General features: G+C 58.8%; 14 protein-coding genes. 5 read left to right on the plus strand and 9 right to left on the minus strand.

From position 1 onward, the window contains the following. Nucleotides 1-181: 181 nt before the first annotated feature. From BVL55_RS10320 to BVL55_RS10335, 4 genes are all read left to right on the plus strand, one after another. Nucleotides 182-700 carry a Spy/CpxP family protein refolding chaperone gene (locus tag BVL55_RS10320; protein ID WP_075996825.1) on the plus strand — a complete coding sequence of 173 codons (519 nt, stop codon included), beginning with the start codon at nt 182-184 and terminating at the stop codon, nt 698-700. A 263-nt stretch (nt 701-963) separates the two neighbouring features. Beyond that, nucleotides 964-2,166, plus strand: coding sequence for a serine hydrolase domain-containing protein (locus tag BVL55_RS10325; RefSeq protein ID WP_075996826.1), 1,203 nt, complete (start codon nt 964-966; stop codon nt 2,164-2,166). Nucleotides 2,167-2,222: 56 nt separating this feature from the next. After that, nucleotides 2,223-4,097 (plus strand): cation:proton antiporter, encoded by a 1,875-nt coding sequence (locus BVL55_RS10330; RefSeq protein ID WP_075996827.1) that lies wholly within the window; start codon nt 2,223-2,225, stop codon nt 4,095-4,097. Further along, nucleotides 4,087-4,977, plus strand: a complete 891-nt coding sequence (locus BVL55_RS10335) for a 50S ribosomal protein L11 methyltransferase (RefSeq protein WP_244530482.1) — start codon at nt 4,087-4,089, stop codon at nt 4,975-4,977. Before BVL55_RS10330 ends, BVL55_RS10335 begins: the two co-directional genes overlap by 11 nt. A 339-nt stretch (nt 4,978-5,316) precedes the next feature. Here BVL55_RS10335 and BVL55_RS16550 read toward each other — a convergent pair whose 3' ends face one another. Further along, the gene (locus BVL55_RS16550; protein ID WP_156892511.1) at nt 5,317-5,484 is read right to left on the minus strand and encodes a hypothetical protein; all 168 of its coding nucleotides are present in this window, start codon (nt 5,482-5,484) and stop codon (nt 5,317-5,319) included. 305 nt (nt 5,485-5,789) lie between these two features. On the opposite strand from BVL55_RS16550, the gene BVL55_RS10345 reads away from it, so the two are divergent. Beyond that, nucleotides 5,790-7,625 (plus strand): aminopeptidase P family protein, encoded by a 1,836-nt coding sequence (locus BVL55_RS10345; RefSeq protein WP_075996830.1) that lies wholly within the window; start codon nt 5,790-5,792, stop codon nt 7,623-7,625. Here BVL55_RS10345 and BVL55_RS10350 read toward each other — a convergent pair. The 8 genes from BVL55_RS10350 to ftsZ form a co-directional block, all read right to left on the minus strand. Then, nucleotides 7,614-7,937: an AzlD family protein gene (locus tag BVL55_RS10350; RefSeq protein ID WP_075996831.1), complete on the minus strand. Its 324-nt coding sequence runs from the start codon at nt 7,935-7,937 to the stop codon at nt 7,614-7,616. The two genes, BVL55_RS10345 and BVL55_RS10350, sit on opposite strands and share 12 nt — an antisense overlap. Continuing rightward, nucleotides 7,930-8,712, minus strand: a complete 783-nt coding sequence (locus tag BVL55_RS10355; protein WP_075996832.1) for an AzlC family ABC transporter permease — start codon at nt 8,710-8,712, stop codon at nt 7,930-7,932. The genes BVL55_RS10350 and BVL55_RS10355 overlap by 8 nt, the downstream gene beginning before the upstream one ends. Beyond that, entirely contained in the window at nt 8,709-10,853 is a 2,145-nt protein-coding gene (ligA, locus tag BVL55_RS10360; protein ID WP_075996833.1) for an NAD-dependent DNA ligase LigA, read from the minus strand. The genes BVL55_RS10355 and ligA overlap by 4 nt, the downstream gene beginning before the upstream one ends. Before the next feature lie 100 nt (nt 10,854-10,953). After that, nucleotides 10,954-11,589: a DUF922 domain-containing protein gene (locus BVL55_RS10365; RefSeq protein ID WP_083649485.1), complete on the minus strand. Its 636-nt coding sequence runs from the start codon at nt 11,587-11,589 to the stop codon at nt 10,954-10,956. Nucleotides 11,590-11,681: 92 nt separating this feature from the next. Continuing rightward, nucleotides 11,682-13,361 (minus strand): DNA repair protein RecN, encoded by a 1,680-nt coding sequence (recN, locus tag BVL55_RS10370; RefSeq protein ID WP_075996835.1) that lies wholly within the window; start codon nt 13,359-13,361, stop codon nt 11,682-11,684. Between the two features lie 6 nt (nt 13,362-13,367). Further along, nucleotides 13,368-14,234 carry an outer membrane protein assembly factor BamD gene (locus tag BVL55_RS10375; protein WP_075996836.1) on the minus strand — a complete coding sequence of 289 codons (867 nt, stop codon included), beginning with the start codon at nt 14,232-14,234 and terminating at the stop codon, nt 13,368-13,370. 208 nt (nt 14,235-14,442) lie between these two features. Beyond that, nucleotides 14,443-15,399: a UDP-3-O-acyl-N-acetylglucosamine deacetylase gene (gene lpxC / locus BVL55_RS10380; RefSeq protein ID WP_075996837.1), complete on the minus strand. Its 957-nt coding sequence runs from the start codon at nt 15,397-15,399 to the stop codon at nt 14,443-14,445. A 324-nt stretch (nt 15,400-15,723) separates the two neighbouring features. Then, nucleotides 15,724-17,433, minus strand: coding sequence for a cell division protein FtsZ (ftsZ, locus tag BVL55_RS10385; RefSeq protein ID WP_075996838.1), 1,710 nt, complete (start codon nt 17,431-17,433; stop codon nt 15,724-15,726). Nucleotides 17,434-17,495: the final 62 nt, after the last annotated feature.

Raw genomic sequence — 17,495 nt, forward strand, 5'->3', positions numbered from 1 at the left:
TTTCCCTTCCTTACAGAGATTTAATCCACCTTACCAACCTGTAATTTGAAATTCGGGTCTGCCGCCCCGAAATTGGAGGGGCAAGACAGCAACCGGAACGATGGGATGGAACCCGGCTCAAACAAAACCGGCCCAAACGAATCCGCCTGGTCAAACCGGATGAACCCGGAAAGGAGAACACATGTTTGGACTTAAGAAACGCACCTGGATCGTTGGCGGTGTCATTGCCGCCCTGTTGGGCACTGCCGCTTTTGCCGCCAAATGGCGCGACCATTCGCCTGAAGAACGCGCTGCATGGGCAACCGAGCGCATTTCGGAGCGCCTGGAACTGGACGATGCCCAGAAGGATGCTTTGAAAAAAGTCACCGACAGCTATGTGGAAATCCGCGGTGCACGGCCGGAATTCATGACCATATTGTCCAGCCAGTTGAAAGAACTGGCACAGGATGAGTCGCTTACCGTCGATGAAGTCAATGAACTGCGCGACCAGATCAAGGCGGAATTCGACCGCCGTGCCGATGCGATCATTCCCGAATTCGTCTCCTTCTACAACACGCTCAACGATGATCAGCGCGAGAAGGTGATGGCGCGGCTCGAGCGCATGAGCGAACACATGGAGAACCGCAGAGGCAAGCATTGGGGCAAACACTGGGGCAAACATGGCCGCGGTGATGGTCCCCGCCACGGCTGGGACGACTGATACAGTAACTTCTGGCGGGGCAGAGTCTTCAGTCCAGCCCCTTTGCCCCGCCACGGCCAATCCGATTTGGCCTCAGGGTCTTTCATTCCCACAAGAAAGGCCCTTAAGCCGGCGTCCCCAGCGCCGGCTTTTCATTTTCTTGATTCCGTTTTTGCCAGATTTGCGCTTCCGTGCCGCCGGCCCGATGCCTTGCAACGCCCCCGGACTGCCTATAGAGCAGACACGCTCTATTTCCCATGCACGGCAACTCCCGGAGATTTCGCATGCGCAAACTGCTGAAGTGGCTGCTCATCGCTCTTGTTCTCATGATCGCTGCAGCGCTTGTTCTGAGCCTGATCTACCGCGATCGGATCACCCGTCTGCTTGCCGTCAATTCGCTGTTCAGTGAAGAAAAAATCGTCGGCAATTTTTCAAACATGAAGGGCATGTTCTTTAATGCTCCCATTCCGCCGGAAGGCCCCGGCGATGAGGTGGAGGAATGGCCGCGATGGCCAGCGCCCCTTCCCTCCAGCTTCCCGCATGATGGCAATGACATTGCCACCGGTACGTTTCTTGAGGAAACCGCAACAACCTCCCTGCTCGTGGTGCGCAATGGCGCCATTACCTTTGAGGAATACTATCTCGGCACGAAGCCGGACGATCTGCGCATCTCCTGGTCGGTGGCAAAGTCCTTTCTCTCTGCGGTTTTCGGCATTGCGGTGGAAAACGACCAGATTGAAAGCCTGGATGATCCCGTCACCAAATACGTTCCGGCGCTTACTGGCACCGCTTATGACGGCGTCACCATCCGCAACACACTCAACATGGCAACCGGCGTCAAGTTCAACGAGGACTATCTCGACTTCTGGAGCGACATCAACAAAATGGGCCGCACGCTGGCGCTCGGCACTTCGATGGATGATTTCGCCGCATCGCTGGATGAACGTGTCCGCGAACAGGGCACAGTGCGCCAATATACTTCCATCGACACCCATGTCCTGGCCATGGTGCTGCGCGCTGCCACAGGCAGAAGCCTGATCGAACTCGTCGGCGAACAGATCGTCGGGGCGATCGGCTTTGAAAAAGCGCCATACTACCTGACCGATGGCGAGGGTGTCGCCTTCGCGCTCGCCGGCCTTAACCTTACCACCCGGGATTATGCACGCTTCGGTCAAATGTTCCTGCAGCATGGCAAGTGGTACGGTAAGCAGATCGTTCCGCGTGAATGGGCAGACCAGTCGGTAGTGGCGACAGCGCCTGCACAATCGGTCCGCGAAGACGGGTTCGGCTATGGCTATCAGTGGTGGATACCGCCAGGCGCGGCAGATGGCGAGTTCATGGCGCGCGGCATTTATGACCAATACATCTACGTCAACCGAATCACCAACAGCGTCATCGTCAAGACCTCCGCCAACCGCAAATTCCGCGAACCGGGCAATGCAGAAAGAACCGTTGCGTTCTTCCGCGCCGTTGCCGGTGCAAAATAGGTGACAAGCATGGCACAGGCCCGTGCCGCTGCCTGGGCGGGATCGCGGAGGAATAGATGCACGCCATCGAGCTGAAACTGGCCCTGGTTGGCCTTGCCGGCATTCTGGCGCAATGGATTTCCTGGCGCTTCAGCCTGCCGGCAATCGCCCTGCTGCTGCTGACCGGCCTTGCCGCCGGTCCCCTGACGGGAATGATCGATCCGGTTCGCGACTTCGGCGAGGTTTACCGGCCGGTCATTTCGCTCGCCGTTGCGATCATCCTGTTTGAAGGCGGCTTGACCCTTAACCTCAAGGAAATCAGCGAAACCTCCAAGGCCGTTCGCCGCATCATCCTTGTTGGCGGGCCTTTGGTCTGGCTGTTTTCGACGCTGGCGGCCCACTATGCCGGCGGCCTCTCCTGGCAGGCCGCGATTTTGCTGGGTGCCATTCTGGTGGTAACTGGGCCTACCGTCATCATGCCGCTGCTTCGCCAGGCAAGGCTGAAAAAGCGCGCTGCCTCCCTGCTGCGATGGGAAGCGATCGTCAACGATCCCATCGGCGCCCTGCTGGCGGTCTTGTCTTTCGAGATATTTCTCGTCGCCAACAATGTACACGAAGCTGAGAACCTGCTGTTTAACGGCGTAATCGCGGCGCTGATCGCCCTGCCGGGAGCCTGGCTGTTTTCAAAATTCATTGTCTGGCTGTTCCTGCGCGGCCATATCGCCGAATACCTCAAGGCGCCCTTTCTGCTCGTTGCAGCATTGATCGCCAATGCCGTCACCAACCTGTTTCTTGAAGAAGCCGGCCTGCTGACGGTAACGGTCATGGGCATCATTCTGGCCAATTCGCGCATTGCCAGCCTAGCGGAAATGAAACGCTTCAAGGAGACGATCACCGTTCTACTGGTCTCCGGCGTCTTCATTCTCCTGACCGCATCTCTTGATCTGAACCTGATCTACGAACTGGGCTGGCAGGCGGCCGCCTTTGTCGCGGCAATCCTGTTCATCGCCCGCCCCGTGGCGATCACCATAGCCACCATGGGCACGGGACTGACCTGGCAGGAACGCCTGTTGACCGCCTGGATTGCCCCGCGCGGGGTCGTTGCGGTTGCCATTGCCGGCATTTTCGGCACCGCCCTCGCCGAACAGGGCATCGCCGATGGCGAAAAGATGATCGCCTATACCTTCGCCGTCGTCGCTGCAACCATCCTGCTGCACGGTTTCAGCCTGCCGCTGCTGGCAAGACTGCTCAACCTGCGGGCGGTCGCAAAACCGGGCATTCTTGTCGTTGGCGGCTCCCCCTGGTCAATTGCACTGGCAGAAAAGCTCAAGGCCTGCGATGTGCCGGTGATGATCGCCGACGGGAACTGGAATCATCTGGGCCGCGCCCGCGCTCAAAGCATCCCGACCTATTTCGGCGACGTGCTTTCCGAACATGCTCACCACGAACTTGATATCGGCGTATGGTCCTCGCTCATCGCTGCAAGCGACAACGATGCCTACAATGCGCTGGTCTGCACCGAATTCGGTCCGGAGGTTGGCCGCGGCAACGTGTTGCAGATCGGTGACCGCGAGAGTGTCTCGGAAAAACGCGAATTGCATTTTACCCTGGGCGGGCGGGCGCTGATGCGGCCCGGCATGTCCTATGACGAGATGAACGATAAAATCGCCAGTGGCTGGCAGATAACTTCATCCACGCTGAGCAAGGAGTTCAACTACGAGGCTTTCTTGAGTTCACGCCCTGAAGAGAGCCAGACCCTGTTCTGGTTCAAGCCGGGCGGTGTCTTTCATTTTGCCGCCAGCAATCCCGATGCAGCCCCAGGCGGCGATACGATCGTCATATCCTTCGGCCCGCCGCGAGATCGCTCTCGGAAGGCAAGGCCTACAAACGGACAAGCAAGCGGAAAGGCAAGCGGAAAGGCAAACGGGCAAGAAGATCGGGATGCCAAATAGCATGCAGCAGATACGCCTTCATTTCGATGTGCACGCTGATCTTGCGCAGTCAGCCTACCAGGCACTCGACACCGCACTGGAAGAAACCGGCTTTCCCGTTGCCGTGTTCGAGACGGACGAGAAGAATGCCGTCTGGACTGTCTCGGTCTATTGCGGTGAAGACGCCCGTGCCCAGGTGAGCACGGCTATAAAGTCCGTCATGGATAGCCTCGGCGTTACCCCGAATATCGGTGAAGAGGCATTGGCGGACGAAAACTGGGTTGAAAAAACCCTGCAGGACCTTGCGCCGGTTCACGCCGGCAGGTTCGTCGTCCATGGCAGTCATGACCGCAATACGGTGCGCCCTTACGAGCATGGCATTTGGATCGATGCGGCCATGGCTTTCGGCACCGGTCATCATGGCACGACCGCCGGGTGCCTCCACATGATCGGCCGGGCAATGAAACGGTGCCGGTTCTTCAATGCCCTTGATCTTGGCACCGGCACCGGCGTGCTTGCGATTGCCATCGCAAAGGCAGCCCACATACCGGTTCTGGCTACCGATATCGACGGCATTGCAACAAGGATTGCCATGGAGAACGCACGCCTGAATGGCGTTGGAGATGCGGTTACGGCCATCACCGCACGCGGGTTTTCCCATCGCGCAATTGCTGTCCGTAAACCCTATGACCTGATTGTTGCCAACATTCTGGCGCGTCCCCTGCAAACCATGGCACGCGACTTTGCCAGCCATTTGGCGCCTGGCGGAACCGCGATCCTGTCAGGCCTGCTTCCCCGTCAAAGGGCACGCATCGCCGCCAGCTACCGCCTGCAGGGACTTCACTTTGTCCACGCGCATTATCGGGACGGGTGGATGACCATGGAGTTTCGCAAGCCGTAACCTGGCAAATGGCAATGCAGTTTTGGGCGCTTAGAGCGTGTCCTGGTTGGATGGAATCGTTTGAGCGCCGGGAGTTTGGTCTTCGGCAAGGAGGAAAATGCGACGCAGTGCAGGCACTGTTAGTATTTTCCGACGCTGCCCGAAGGGCAAGGAACCAAGTTCAAACGATTGCAGAAAACCCAATACATTCATGATGTTAAGTGCCCGGCTGTGGTGTCTTTTGCGCTCTGGCTTCGTCGAAATCCTCGCAGGATGGATAAACATCCTGCTGTGGTCTTCTCCTTGCCAGAGGCGAAAAATCCATCCATTCAAACTGCTTCCAGCCAAACGAGACACGCTCTAGAGAAAGCGGGTGCCAGAAACGGGATGTTCAATCTCTTCGCGGGTAAACCCGGCGCGCTTCAGCGTTTCGGCATCATAGTGGCGCAGAATCGCATTGACCTGGGCGCGAGCTTCGCGCTGGCGTGCTTCGATGATTCTGTTTCCGAGAGTTCTAAAAAGGGACATGGCGACTACCTGTTGCTTGCATTCCCTCCCACCGCAAATAGCTAGGTGCATTCGACATCATCAGCAAGGCGGATCGGCTCACGTCTCCCTTGCAATCGGCGCATGGCTGCGTTTACTGAAAGCCAGAGCAGCTGGAAGCAGCTTGAACGCCGGTAACCGGGTCTTCGGCAGGGCGCAAAAAGCAGCAGTGCAGGCATTGTCAGCTTTTTGCAACGCGGTCCGACGGCCCGGGAACTAGGTTCAGGGGTTTCCATCTGACCAGGACACGCTCTAACACCATCCCGGTTCCGCAGAGGTAGGCTAGCTTGTTTCAAACCTTTAATGCACCACCTGCTGCCGCCGCAGATGGCCGCCTTGACAACCTTCGTGACGCCATGGCCCAGGCCGGCATCGGATGGTATCTGGTTCCCCATGGCGATGAACACCAGAACGAATACCTGCCCCCTTGCGCCGAGCGGCTTGCCTATCTGACCGGCTTTACCGGTTCTGCCGGGTTTGCCATCGTCGGCAAAACACAGGCATTTCTGTTTGTCGACGGGCGCTATGCCCTTCAGGCAGAAAACCAGGTCAACAGCAGTGATTTTGAAATCCGCAGCCTGGTGACACAACCACCCGCACGCTTTGCCGCCGGCATCCTGCAGGAAAACGATGCGGTCGGCTTCGATCCCTGGACGATGACCATCGCACAGGCCAAGAGCTGGGAGAAGGCCTGTTCGAAAGCCGGAGCAACCCTCAAACCGGTCGGCAACCTGATCGACCGGATCTGGCATGACCGCCCGTCACCACCGCTGGGCAGGGCCTGGCTGCACCCCGAACGGTTTTCGGGCAAGCCGGCGCAAGACAAACTGGCCGGCCTTGCAGAAAAGCTGAAGGAGGCTGGCGCCGACTGCCTGCTGGCGACCGATCCCGCATCAATTGCCTGGACGTTCAACCTGCGCGGCAGCGATGTTGCCCACAATCCGCTGGCGCTCGCCTTCGCCGTGCTGTTTGCAGATGGAACAAAACCCGTGCTCTTCATCGACCGCCGCAAACTCGACGATGAAACAGAAGCCGGGCTTGAGGCCCTGGCGGAACTGCGAAAACCCTCCGATCTGAATGACTGGCTTGCCGCCAATGCCGATGGCCACAGTTTCCACTGCGATCCGCAGCTGGTTGTCCGTGCTCTTGCCGATGGCATCACCGGCGCCGGAGGGCGGATCATCGAGGGGCAGGATCCGGTGGCCCTGTTGCGGGCGGTCAAGAACGGGGTTGAACTTGCAGGCGCACGAGATGCCCATCTGCGCGATGGTGTTGCCATGGTGCGCTTTCTTGCCTGGCTTGACGGCCAGGAGCCGGGCTCCGTGGACGAGATCGGCGCTGCCTGCAAGCTGGAGACAATGCGCCGCCAAACCGCAGCCGCAATGAACAGCGAATTGAAGGAAATCTCCTTCGACACGATATCTGGTGCCGGACCCAATGGCGCGATCATCCACTACCGGGTGACCGAGGCAACCAACGCCACGCTTCAGCCGAACAATCTTTATCTCGTTGATTCAGGCGGACAATATGAAGACGGAACCACGGACATTACCCGCACCGTTGCAATCGGCGACCCGCCAAAGGGCGCAGCACGCGACTATACCCTTGTTCTCAAGGGGCACATCGCCATCGCCACAATACGCTTTCCGGAAGGAACCCGCGGTGTCGACCTGGATTCCCACGCCCGCAAACCACTGTGGCAGGCCGGCAAGGATTTCGCCCACGGCACAGGCCATGGCATCGGCGCATTTCTCAACGTGCATGAAGGCCCCCAATCGATCTCCAAACGCGGAATGCAGGAATTGCTGCCTGGAATGATCATCTCCAACGAGCCCGGCTACTATCGCGAGGGGCACTATGGCATCCGGCTGGAGAACCTCGTGATCGTTAAAGAAGCATCGTCAATTGCAGGTGGCGACATGCCGATGCTGGGGTTTGAAACGATCACATTGTGCCCGTTCGACCACAGGCTGATTGACGCCGGCCTTCTGTCACCGCATGAAACCGAATGGCTGAACACCTATCATGACGCAGTTCATCGGGCGCTTTCGCCCCATCTGGAGGACGCGGAACGTGCCTGGCTTCAGCAGGCTACCCGCCCGCTGTTAGAGTCAAAGCCCTAACTGGCGCAACATCACCAGCAGGCCGATGCCCAGAGCGATTACCGCAACGGGCGGCAGGCGCAGACAGGCGAGTCCTGCTGCAATCATGGCAATCATTTCCGCCGGCCCGGCGGTCAGTGCGGGTGGCAGAACCAGCGTCGTGATAACCGCGGCCGGCACGGCTTCAAGCCCCGCCTGTACCGGCGCGGGAATACGCTGGAAACGCGCCAGAACCAGATAGCCCGCAGCGCGCGTTGCAAGGGTCACCAGGCCCAGCATGGCAATCAGCAGCGCCACCTCATGGCGGCCGTAAAATGCCAGCACCTCATCCATTGCTGCCGCCCTCTCCTTCTGCCTGTGTCAGTTCCTTTTCTCCACCCGAAAGCGAAAGCAGGATTGCCGTCGCAACCCCGCACAAGGCGCCAATCGAAATGTGCCAGGGCGCACCCAGTGTCTTCTCAACGGCGACCGCCACAACCGCGCTTACCACCACTACCGGAAGAAAATTGCGCCGGCTGCGGAAGCCCATCAGGATGGATAGAAAATAAATCGGCAGAATGAAATCGAGGCCGATTAGCGCGGGGTCTTCGATCAGGGAACCGAAAAGCGCCCCCACCGCTGTTGCCGATATCCACATGAGGTAACCGGAAAGACCGAAGGCAAAATAATAGGCCAGCGTTATGACCAGTCTTCCGGCTGAATTTTCATGCCGTTTCTCGACCACCGCAAACTGAAGGTCAGTCAGCAGAAAGAATGCGGCGAGCTTGGCCAGAGGCGGAAAATGGGAAATCTTGCTGCCGATTGCCGCCGAATAAAGAATATGGCGGAAGTTGACCGCAAATACCGCCAACACCACCGACCAGGCAGGAACCCCCAGCCGGTAGACATCGAGGAAAACGAACTGGCTGGCACCGGCAAAGATGGCAATACTCGACCAAACCGTCATCGCAATGGAATGGCCCGCTGCTGTCGATGCGGCACCGAAGATCATGCCGAAAGCGGTAACCGGAAATACCAGCGGTGCCTGATCGCGCAGTGCCGCCAGAATTTCTTCCCTGCTACCGCCATTGCGCGTTTCGGCAGTCTTTACCTGCTGCTCTTGGCTCATGCCTGCCCCACCAGTTCAAACCAGCCGTCCTCGTCGGTGGTTTCCACACCCAGATCGGCTGCCTTTTTCAGCTTGGAGCCCGCGCCGGGACCAGCCACCACGAGATCGGTTTTGGAAGAAACCGAGCCGGAGACCTTTGCCCCAAGACGCTCGGCCATGGCCTTTGCTTCATCCCGCGTCATGCGTTCCAGCGATCCGGTAAAGACGATCGTCTTGCCGGCAACCGGCGAGTCGCTTGCTGCCTGCTCGGCGGGCTGCGGGCGCACTTCTTCAAGCAGCGCATCATAGACAGCCACATTGCGCGGCTCGGCGAAGAACTCCTTGAGGGCAAAGGCAACCGTGCCACCAATGCCGTCGATGGCGATCAGTTCTTCCTGCGCTTCCTCTTCTCCTGCCGCCAGTTTCTTCATTGCGGCGCTGAATGCGTCAATATCGCCGTAAGCGCGGGCCAGATCCTTCGCGGTCTGTTCGCCAACATGGCGAATGCCAAGCCCGAAAATGAACCGGTAAAGGGCAATATCACGCCTGACCTCAATCGCCTCAAACAGGTTCTTCGCGCTGGTCTCGCCCCAGCCTTCCCGGTCTTTCAGCCGCTTCAAGGATTTTTCATCTTCTTCCCTGAGCCTGAAAATGTCTGCTGCCGTCCTGATCATCCCTTCGGCGTAAAACGCTTCGACCTGCTTGTCCCCGAGGCCTTCTATGTCGAACGCATTGCGGCTGACGAAATGCTTCAGCCGCTCCACCGCCTGGGCCGGGCAAATCAACCCGCCGGTACAGCGCCGAACTGAATCCTGTTTTCCTGTCTGAACATTGACCTCGCGAACAGCATGGCTTCCGCAGGCAGGACACACGGTGGGAAACTCGAACGGACGTGAATCCTCTGGGCGTTTTTCCAGATCGGCGTCCAGTATCTGCGGAATGACATCACCAGCCCGCTGAACCATCACCGTATCGCCGATGCGCAAATCCTTGCCGCCGCGGATCGGCTGACCATCATTGCCGATGCCCTTGATATAATCCTCATTGTGCATCGTTGCATTGGTTACCACAACGCCGCCCACCGTTACCGGCTCCAGCCTTGCAACCGGTGTCAGCGCTCCGGTTCGCCCGATCTGTATTTCGATGTCCTTGAGCAGGGTCCAGGCCTTTTCGGCCGGAAACTTGTGCGCTATCGCCCAGCGCGGCGAATTGGACCGCATGCCAAGCCGCGCCTGCAGGCCAAGATCGTCCACCTTGTAGACAACGCCATCAATGTCATAGGCAAGCTCGGCGCGCCCCTCCTCAATGGCGTGATAGTGCTCCAACAATTCTGCAAGCCCAGTAAAGCGCTTCATCAGCGGGTTTGTCTTGAAACCCCATTGCCCCAGCAGCGCCACCATTTCCATCTGGGTGCTGCGCGGCACGGAGCTCATTTCGCCCCAGGCATAGGCAAAAAAGCGCAAGGGACGCTGCGCGGTTACAGCGCTGTCCAACTGGCGCAGGGAGCCTGCAGCCGTATTGCGCGGGTTTACATATGCCGGCTTGCCTTCTGCTTCGAGCTTTGCGTTCAATGCCTGAAAGGCCTGCTTGGTCATGTAGACCTCGCCGCGCACTTCGACGACCTGCGGAATGTCATTCCCTGCCAGCACATTGGGGATGTCGGAAATGGTCCGAGCATTGGTGGTCACGTTCTCGCCCACCACGCCGTCGCCGCGGGTTGCAGCGCTTGCCAGCCTGCCGTTTTCATAGCGCAACGACAGGGACAATCCGTCGATTTTCGGTTCCGCCGTCAGTGCCGGCCGGCCATCGAGCTTCAGGAAGCGGGTCACCGAATCCCAGAAATCGGCGACGTCCTCGTCGCTGAACGCATTGGCCAGCGACAGCATCGGCATTGCGTGGGTTATCTTCTCGAACTTGTCGAGCGCAACAAACCCTACCCTGCGCGAGGGCGAATCCTCCCGCACCAGATGGGGAAATGCCTGCTCGACTGCCAGATTGCGGCGGCGCAGCGCATCATAGGCTGCATCGCTGATTTCCGGGCTGTCGCCGCCATGATAAAGCTTGTCGTGGCGCAGGATTTCCCTTGCCAGCCGCTCAAGCTCAACGGCAGCGCTTTCTTCGGTCAGTTCCTCGACCGGAATGTCGGCGTATTCAGATGTCATGCAACCTGCGGGAAATAGAACCTGCCTGGCATCATGCACATGACGGCAGCCGGTTCCAGTCAGTTATTTTGAACGTGGTGTGAATGAAAGGCGTGCGGTGTCAGCGTGCTTCGTAGAGCAGCCTTTGCAGGCGTGATATCTTGCTGGATGCGGCATATTCCCGGCGATCGAAATTCCGCTGCGCCCTGGCCGTCTTGCGGATGATCGCATCAAGCCTCAGCCTTGCAAAGCCGCCGAAATCGGCGCAGCCAAGGGCAACATTGCCCTTCATGCGCATCAATTCCTTTTCCAGCGCCTTCGCGCCGGCCTTGGCAATCTCGCCATGGTTTTCCTCATGGCGCTTCAATTCCCGCCAGAAGGCATCCCAGCGCTTGCGGACCTGCGTTTTGGCCGCACCCCTGCCCTTCCATTTCGGATAGATGTAGCGGATCTTCAAATACACATCGACATCCTCGACAATGCATTTGCCTTTCTTGATTGAAATCTTCGGCTCGCCGAAGTCGAGCTCGGTCTCCGTTGCTGCTACCGCGTGGCTCAGACTGATGCGGTTCGACCCGCCGCGCAGCATGCTCGCATTGAGGGCCTTGCCGCTCTTGCCCGATATCGGATAATACGTCGTTTTGACACTGACCTTGACCTTGGCCGACGCATCGCCTGCCATTCCTGGCGAAAAACAAAAGCCCACCATCAAACCAAGAACGGCGCAGATTGTGGTGCCAATCCTCCTGCGAGCCATCAATCCCTCCTCGATGCGACCCCGTTCGTTGAATTTTCTACACTCTTGCCCGCCAGTCAAGCACGGCGGTGCGAAGCTGAAACCTTGCTGGTTCACGCCGCCGAGTGGTCCATCAGCTGCTGTGCCGCGGCCCGCGCCTCGTCGGTAATCTGCGCACCGGCCAGCATCCGGGCAATCTCCTCGCGCCGGTCAGATTGCGAAATCGCCGCAACCTGTGTTTCGGTGCGCTCCTGCCCGGTTGCTTCAAGCTGCTGTTTGGTGATGACGAAATGGCTGGTTGCGCGTGCGGCCACCTGCGGCGCATGGGTAACCGAGAGCACCTGCACCTTTTCGGCAAGCCGCCGCAAGCGCCGGCCAATGGCATCGGCCACCGCACCGCCAATGCCGGTATCGATCTCGTCGAATACCAGCGTCGGGGCTGATCCCTTGTCGGCCAGCGCCACCTTCAGCGCCAGCAGGAAGCGCGACAGTTCACCACCCGAGGCGACCTTGATCATCGGACCGGGCTTGGTGCCCGGATTGGTCTGCACCCAGAATTCGATTGAATCGATTCCCGCAGCGCCGGCATTGGCCTTGTCGGCTTCCTGGCGAACCATGAAGCGGGCAGCCTCAAGCTTCAGGGGCGGCAATTCGCGCATCACCATCTCGGCCAGCGCGGAGGCTGCCGAAGAACGCTCGCCCGAAAGCCGGTCCGCCAGCCCGTGATAGTCCTTTTCCAGTGCTTCCAACTCGCGCTTGAGGGCTTGCAGCCGGTCCTCGCCGGATACCAGCGCCTCCAGATCATCAGCCAGTTTCACGGCCAGTTCCGGCAGGTTTTCCACCGCGACACCGTATTTTCGTGATGCTGCGCGAAGGGAAAACAGCCGTTCTTCGGCCTGTTCCAGTTCACGCGGATCAAAATCGGCCGCCGAAAGGGCCGCCTCGATGGTCTGTTGCGCGCGATAGATGGCATCCAGCCCCTGGTCGAGCTGGGTTACCGCTGTTTCCAGCGTATCGGGCACTTCCCGCGCCTTGCGCTCCAGCCGCTTTGCCAGCGCCATCAGCACGGGAATGGGGGAGGCATCCCCCGACAGGGTTTCTGCAGCCTCGTTGAGATCAGCGGCAACCGCTTCGGCCTTCATCATGGCCTGCCGGCGGGCAGCCAGTTCCCCTTCCTCGCCAGGCTGGGGAGCAAGGGCCGTCAGCTCATCCACCGCATTGTGCAGATAGTCCGATTCCCGGCGGGCATTTTCCACCGTCTCGGCGAAGGCGGCAACCTCCTTGCGCTTCTCCTGCCAATCCCGCCAGGCGGCACCAACACGCTCCACAAGGCCCTGGTGGCCGCCAAAGGCATCCAGCAGATCGCGGTGCACCGAGGTCTGCAACAACGCGCGCTCATCGTGCTGGCCGTGCAGCTCAACCAGCCGGCGGCCGATCTCCCGCATCAGCGAGACAGAAACCGGCTGATCGTTGACGAAAGCCTTGCTGCGGCCGTCTGCAGATTGAATACGCTTGAGAATGAGAAAGGCTTCCGGCGCAATGCCGTGTTTCTCGAGCACGGCCTGTACGGGATGGCTTGCCGCCAGGTCGAAGGTGGCGGCAACCTGGCCCTGATCACAGCCATTGCGAACCAACCCGCCATCGCCGCGCGCTCCCAGCGAAAGGGACATGGCGTCCAGAAGGATGGATTTGCCGGCACCGGTTTCGCCCGTCAGAACCGACAGGCCGTCGTTGAAAGCGAGATCCAGCCGCTCGATGAGCACAATATCGCGGATCGTCAGCTGAACCAGCATCGGCGGTCAGGATCTTTTGGAAAGATTCCGGCTGATGGCCGCCAGCCAGGATTTGGGGTCTTCGCGCGGCTCAAGTCCGCCCGTGCGCAGCAGCTTCAGCGAATCGGCATACCATTGACTGTCGGGGAAGTTGTGCCCCAGCACGGCAGCTGCGGCCTGGGCCTCGTTGGCAAGGCCAATCGAATAATAAGCCTCGGTCATGCGGGCCAGCGCCTCCTCGATGTGACGGGTATCCTGGAATTTCTCCACCACGTAGCGGAAACGGTTGATGGCAGCCTGAAACTCCCGCCGCTCCATGTAATAGCGGCCTGTCACCATTTCCTTGCCGGCGATCTGGTCGCGGGCATAACGCATTTTCGCCTTGGCATCCTCGACATATTCGCTCTCGGGATAGCGCTCCACCAGATTGTTCATGGCATTATAGGCACGAGCGGTGATCGTCTGGTCGCGGGTCACTTCGGGAATCTGGCGATGATAGGCCATGCCCACCAGGTACTGCGCATAGGCCGCATCCCTGTCTCCGGGATAAAGCGATACATACCGCTTGCCAAACTGCGCTGTCTCTTCGTATTTCTGCTGCCGATAGCTGATAAATGTCTGCATTATCAGTGCCTTGCGGGAGTATTCCGAATACGGATGCTGCTTGTCGAGCTGCTCGAGCTTTTTCTGTGCCCGGCGCAGATTACCTGCATCCATGCTGGAAAGCGCCTGGTTGTAGAGTTCGTCAGCAGGCACAATATCATCGACGAAATCGCTGCTGGAAACCTCACTCGACTTGCAGCCGGCCAGCGCCAGCATGGCCACCACTGCAACAAGCGTGAAAGCACGGGAAAAACCGGTAAATGCCAGCGATGTAAAACGTTGCGTAATCATGGCCACAATTTCGATGAGTCTTCAAAAACCGTACCGGAAAACAGGGATTGCAACCACTTGAAATCCCCTGCCGGAACCCTTCAGCCCGTCTACTGCTCTTCAATTACCGCAACATTTGGGCAGCGTAAACATTTCACTGCATACGCGGTAAACGGCGCAAGGGAAATCAACGGATTTTCTGATCGGGCCTTGAAGGCGTATAAAGCCGTCAGACCAGCACTGCCGCATATGCCGGCGCGCCCACTGCCACCAGTTCGGAATAGCCCACTCTGGTCTGGTTCATCGGTACTTCGACGAACTCAAACGCTTCGCGGTCGGACAGCAGGGATTTCAGAACCAGGGAATTCAGCTTGTGGCCACCACGGTAGGAACGGTAGCAGCCAAGAATAGGAGCACCGGAAAGTGCCAGGTCGCCAACAGCATCAAGCGCTTTGTGGCGGACAAACTCGTCTTCGTAACGCAGGCCTTCAGGATTGATGATGCGGTTGTCGTCGCCGATGACGACGGAGTTCTCAAGGGAGGAGCCCAGTGCATAACCGGCGGCCCAAAGTCGCTCCACATCCTTCATGAAACCGAAGGTGCGTGCACCGCAAATCTCGTTGGCAAACACGTCGGCGGTCAGATCGGCGGCAAATTTCTGGCGCCCGATCACCTCACTGTCGAAATCGATCTCGATTTCGAAGCGGCTTCCGTCATGGGGCACAATTTCACCCCAGGAGGCGCCCATGTCCACCCGTACGGGCTTTTTCACCCGGATGAAGCAGCGTGGAACCGACAATTGCTTCAGACCGGTCTGGCGAATTGCCTCTACATAGGGGCGCGCACTGCCATCCATCACCGGAATTTCGTTGCCTTCCACCTCGACAATGAGATTGTCCACGTTCAGACCGCGCAGCGCCGCCATCAGATGTTCGATGGTCGCTATGTAAACACCGCCCATGTTGCCAAGGACGGTGCAAAGATCGGTCGCGCCGATGGAGGTGAATTTTGCCGGAATATCTTCGTTCTGGCCGTTTTTCGGGCAGGTCACGTTGAAGACGATGCCGGTATTGGCTTCAGCGGGAAGAAGCGTCATGGTCACAGGCTGGCCTGAATGTACGCCAATACCCGAAAATTCCAGTTTTTCGTGAAGTGTTGTCTGGTATCCCAGCACGACGTTCCCCATTATCCCTGCTTGACCGGTTTCAAATCCGCCTGCGGATTATCGGACCGCATGGCTCCCCTCTATGAAACAGGCTTGCTTATCATTGTGCAGATCACGCTTGGTACCGGAATCTGCTGCAATCTGTGTACTCATAGGGAACAGAATGTCCAAATCACGCTTTCTTACCAATTGTAACGAACAGGGCGTTACGTTGCGTAAAAAGAACAATAACAACAAAAGGTTAAAATAGATTAACCCCCGCCGCGAGCGGCAGGGGTCCAACTTTCGTAGCAGAGTACGGCTTCCGGCGGAAAATGCCGCTGAAACCCTAAAACACCCGTCAAATCAATTGGCTTGACGGCGCAGGAACGCCGGAATGTCCAACTGGTCATCGTCGTGCAGCGGCCGTGCCTGGGCAGGCTGGGGTGCCTGGGTGGTCTGACGGCCCGTCTGATCAACGCTGCCCTGCGTCCGGCGGGGGGCATAGGGGTTGTCCACATCCCGCGGCGCGCTTTGGCCAGCAGGCTCGGCTTTTGCCGCAAGCTCAACCACCGGCTCGCTTCTAACCGGCGAATCGGAGGTTTCTGCTGTTTCGCCAGCCGCCTCACGGGCACCAAAGCCGGCTTTCAGTTTCTGCAGCAGGCTGAACGGACTGCCGTCGCGGTGCTCCTCACCGCCATGCCGGGTTTCAGTGCCGTGCGCCATGCCATCACGGGCAACGGGCGGGAAATCCTCGACGGCCGGCGCATCACCGGTTTTCGGCGTTTCAGCCGCCGGGGGCACATAAGGTTCGGCTACCGGCATCAACTCGTCTTCAAGCGCCTTTTTGAACTCGTCATCGCTGTCGTCGGAAGCAGCAATTGGTTGTGGTTTCATCGGCGCGATGTGTATCCCGTCGCGTGCAACACTTTCGGCCTGCTCCCGCTTTTCAGCAGTTGCCGGCAATTCCAGCGCTGCCTCAACCCTGGCCGTTTTCGAAACCGGCGAAGAAGCAGCGGTCTCTGCCGTTTGCGGCGCGCTGGCCAGCATGGAGGCCCGGGAAACCGCTTGTGTGCGCATCGGTGTGGAAGCCGGATTTGCCTGCCGGGCGGAATTGTCGATACCGGTGGCAACCACGGAGACGCGGAACACGCCATCCAGCGATTCATCAAAGGTTGCACCGACGATGATGTTGGCTTCCGCATCGATTTCCTCGCGAATGCGGGTTGCCGCCTCATCCACCTCGAACAGCGTCATGTCGCGGCCGCCGGTGATCGAGATCAGCAGGCCCTGCGCCCCGCGCATCGAGGTTTCATCGAGCAGCGGATTGGAGATGGCCGCTTCTGCAGCCTGCAGCGCGCGCCCCTCACCGGAAGCTTCGCCCGTACCCATCATCGCCTTGCCCATTTCGCGCATGACCGAGCGCACATCGGCAAAATCGAGATTGATGAGCCCTTCCTTGACCATCAGGTCGGTAATGCAGGCAACGCCTGAGTAGAGCACCTGGTCTGCCATGCCGAAGGCGTCGGCGAAGGTGGTCTTGTCGTTGGCGATACGGAACAGGTTCTGGTTCGGAATGACGATCAGGGTATCGACGTTTTTTTGCAGTTCGAGGATGCCGTCCTCGGCCGTTTTCAGACGGCGCCCACCTTCAAACTGGAACGGCTTGGTGACCACGCCCACGGTGAGGATGCCGAGTTCGCGCGCAATTCGGGCAACGACAGGCGCCGCCCCCGTACCGGTTCCCCCGCCCATTCCGGCGGTTACGAAACACATATGGGTGCCCGAAAGATAATCCTGGATTTCGGTCATACATTCTTCAGCCGCCGCTTCGCCCACATCCGGCTGAGACCCCGCACCAAGACCTTCCGTCACATCGATGCCGAGCTGGATCACCCGTTCGGCCTTCGAGATGGCCAGCGCCTGGGCGTCTGTGTTCGCCACTACGAAATCGACGCCCTCAAGGCCGCCATTGATCATGTTGTTTACAGCGTTGCCGCCGCCGCCGCCGACACCGAATACGGTGATCTTCGGCTTGAGTTCCCTGATATCGGGCTTTTGAAGATTGATCGTCATTTCCTCGTCTCCGTTTTTGTTCCGGAAAGAGGGTTAGTCTTCCAGAACCATGTCCTCCGCGC

Origin of the sequence: Salaquimonas pukyongi, from assembly GCF_001953055.1 — a bacterium.
Taxonomy (GTDB): Bacteria; Pseudomonadota; Alphaproteobacteria; order Rhizobiales; family Rhizobiaceae; genus Salaquimonas; species Salaquimonas pukyongi.

What these genes read in the sequence shown, in the direction of transcription:
- BVL55_RS10355 (WP_075996832.1), bottom strand. Translation starts at nt 8,712, where the DNA reads ATGAGCCAAGAGCAGCAGGTAAAGACTGCCGAAACGCGCAATGGCGGT.
- ftsZ (WP_075996838.1), bottom strand. Translation starts at nt 17,433, where the DNA reads ATGACGATCAATCTTCAAAAGCCCGATATCAGGGAACTCAAGCCGAAG.
- lpxC (WP_075996837.1), bottom strand. Translation starts at nt 15,399, where the DNA reads ATGGGGAACGTCGTGCTGGGATACCAGACAACACTTCACGAAAAACTG.
- BVL55_RS10325 (WP_075996826.1), top strand. Translation starts at nt 964, where the DNA reads ATGCGCAAACTGCTGAAGTGGCTGCTCATCGCTCTTGTTCTCATGATC.
- BVL55_RS10375 (WP_075996836.1), bottom strand. Translation starts at nt 14,234, where the DNA reads ATGATTACGCAACGTTTTACATCGCTGGCATTTACCGGTTTTTCCCGT.
- ligA (WP_075996833.1), bottom strand. Translation starts at nt 10,853, where the DNA reads ATGACATCTGAATACGCCGACATTCCGGTCGAGGAACTGACCGAAGAA.
- BVL55_RS16550 (WP_156892511.1), bottom strand. Translation starts at nt 5,484, where the DNA reads ATGTCCCTTTTTAGAACTCTCGGAAACAGAATCATCGAAGCACGCCAG.
- recN (WP_075996835.1), bottom strand. Translation starts at nt 13,361, where the DNA reads ATGCTGGTTCAGCTGACGATCCGCGATATTGTGCTCATCGAGCGGCTG.
- BVL55_RS10365 (WP_083649485.1), bottom strand. Translation starts at nt 11,589, where the DNA reads ATGGCTCGCAGGAGGATTGGCACCACAATCTGCGCCGTTCTTGGTTTG.
- BVL55_RS10320 (WP_075996825.1), top strand. Translation starts at nt 182, where the DNA reads ATGTTTGGACTTAAGAAACGCACCTGGATCGTTGGCGGTGTCATTGCC.
- BVL55_RS10330 (WP_075996827.1), top strand. Translation starts at nt 2,223, where the DNA reads ATGCACGCCATCGAGCTGAAACTGGCCCTGGTTGGCCTTGCCGGCATT.
- BVL55_RS10350 (WP_075996831.1), bottom strand. Translation starts at nt 7,937, where the DNA reads ATGGATGAGGTGCTGGCATTTTACGGCCGCCATGAGGTGGCGCTGCTG.
- BVL55_RS10335 (WP_244530482.1), top strand. Translation starts at nt 4,087, where the DNA reads ATGCCAAATAGCATGCAGCAGATACGCCTTCATTTCGATGTGCACGCT.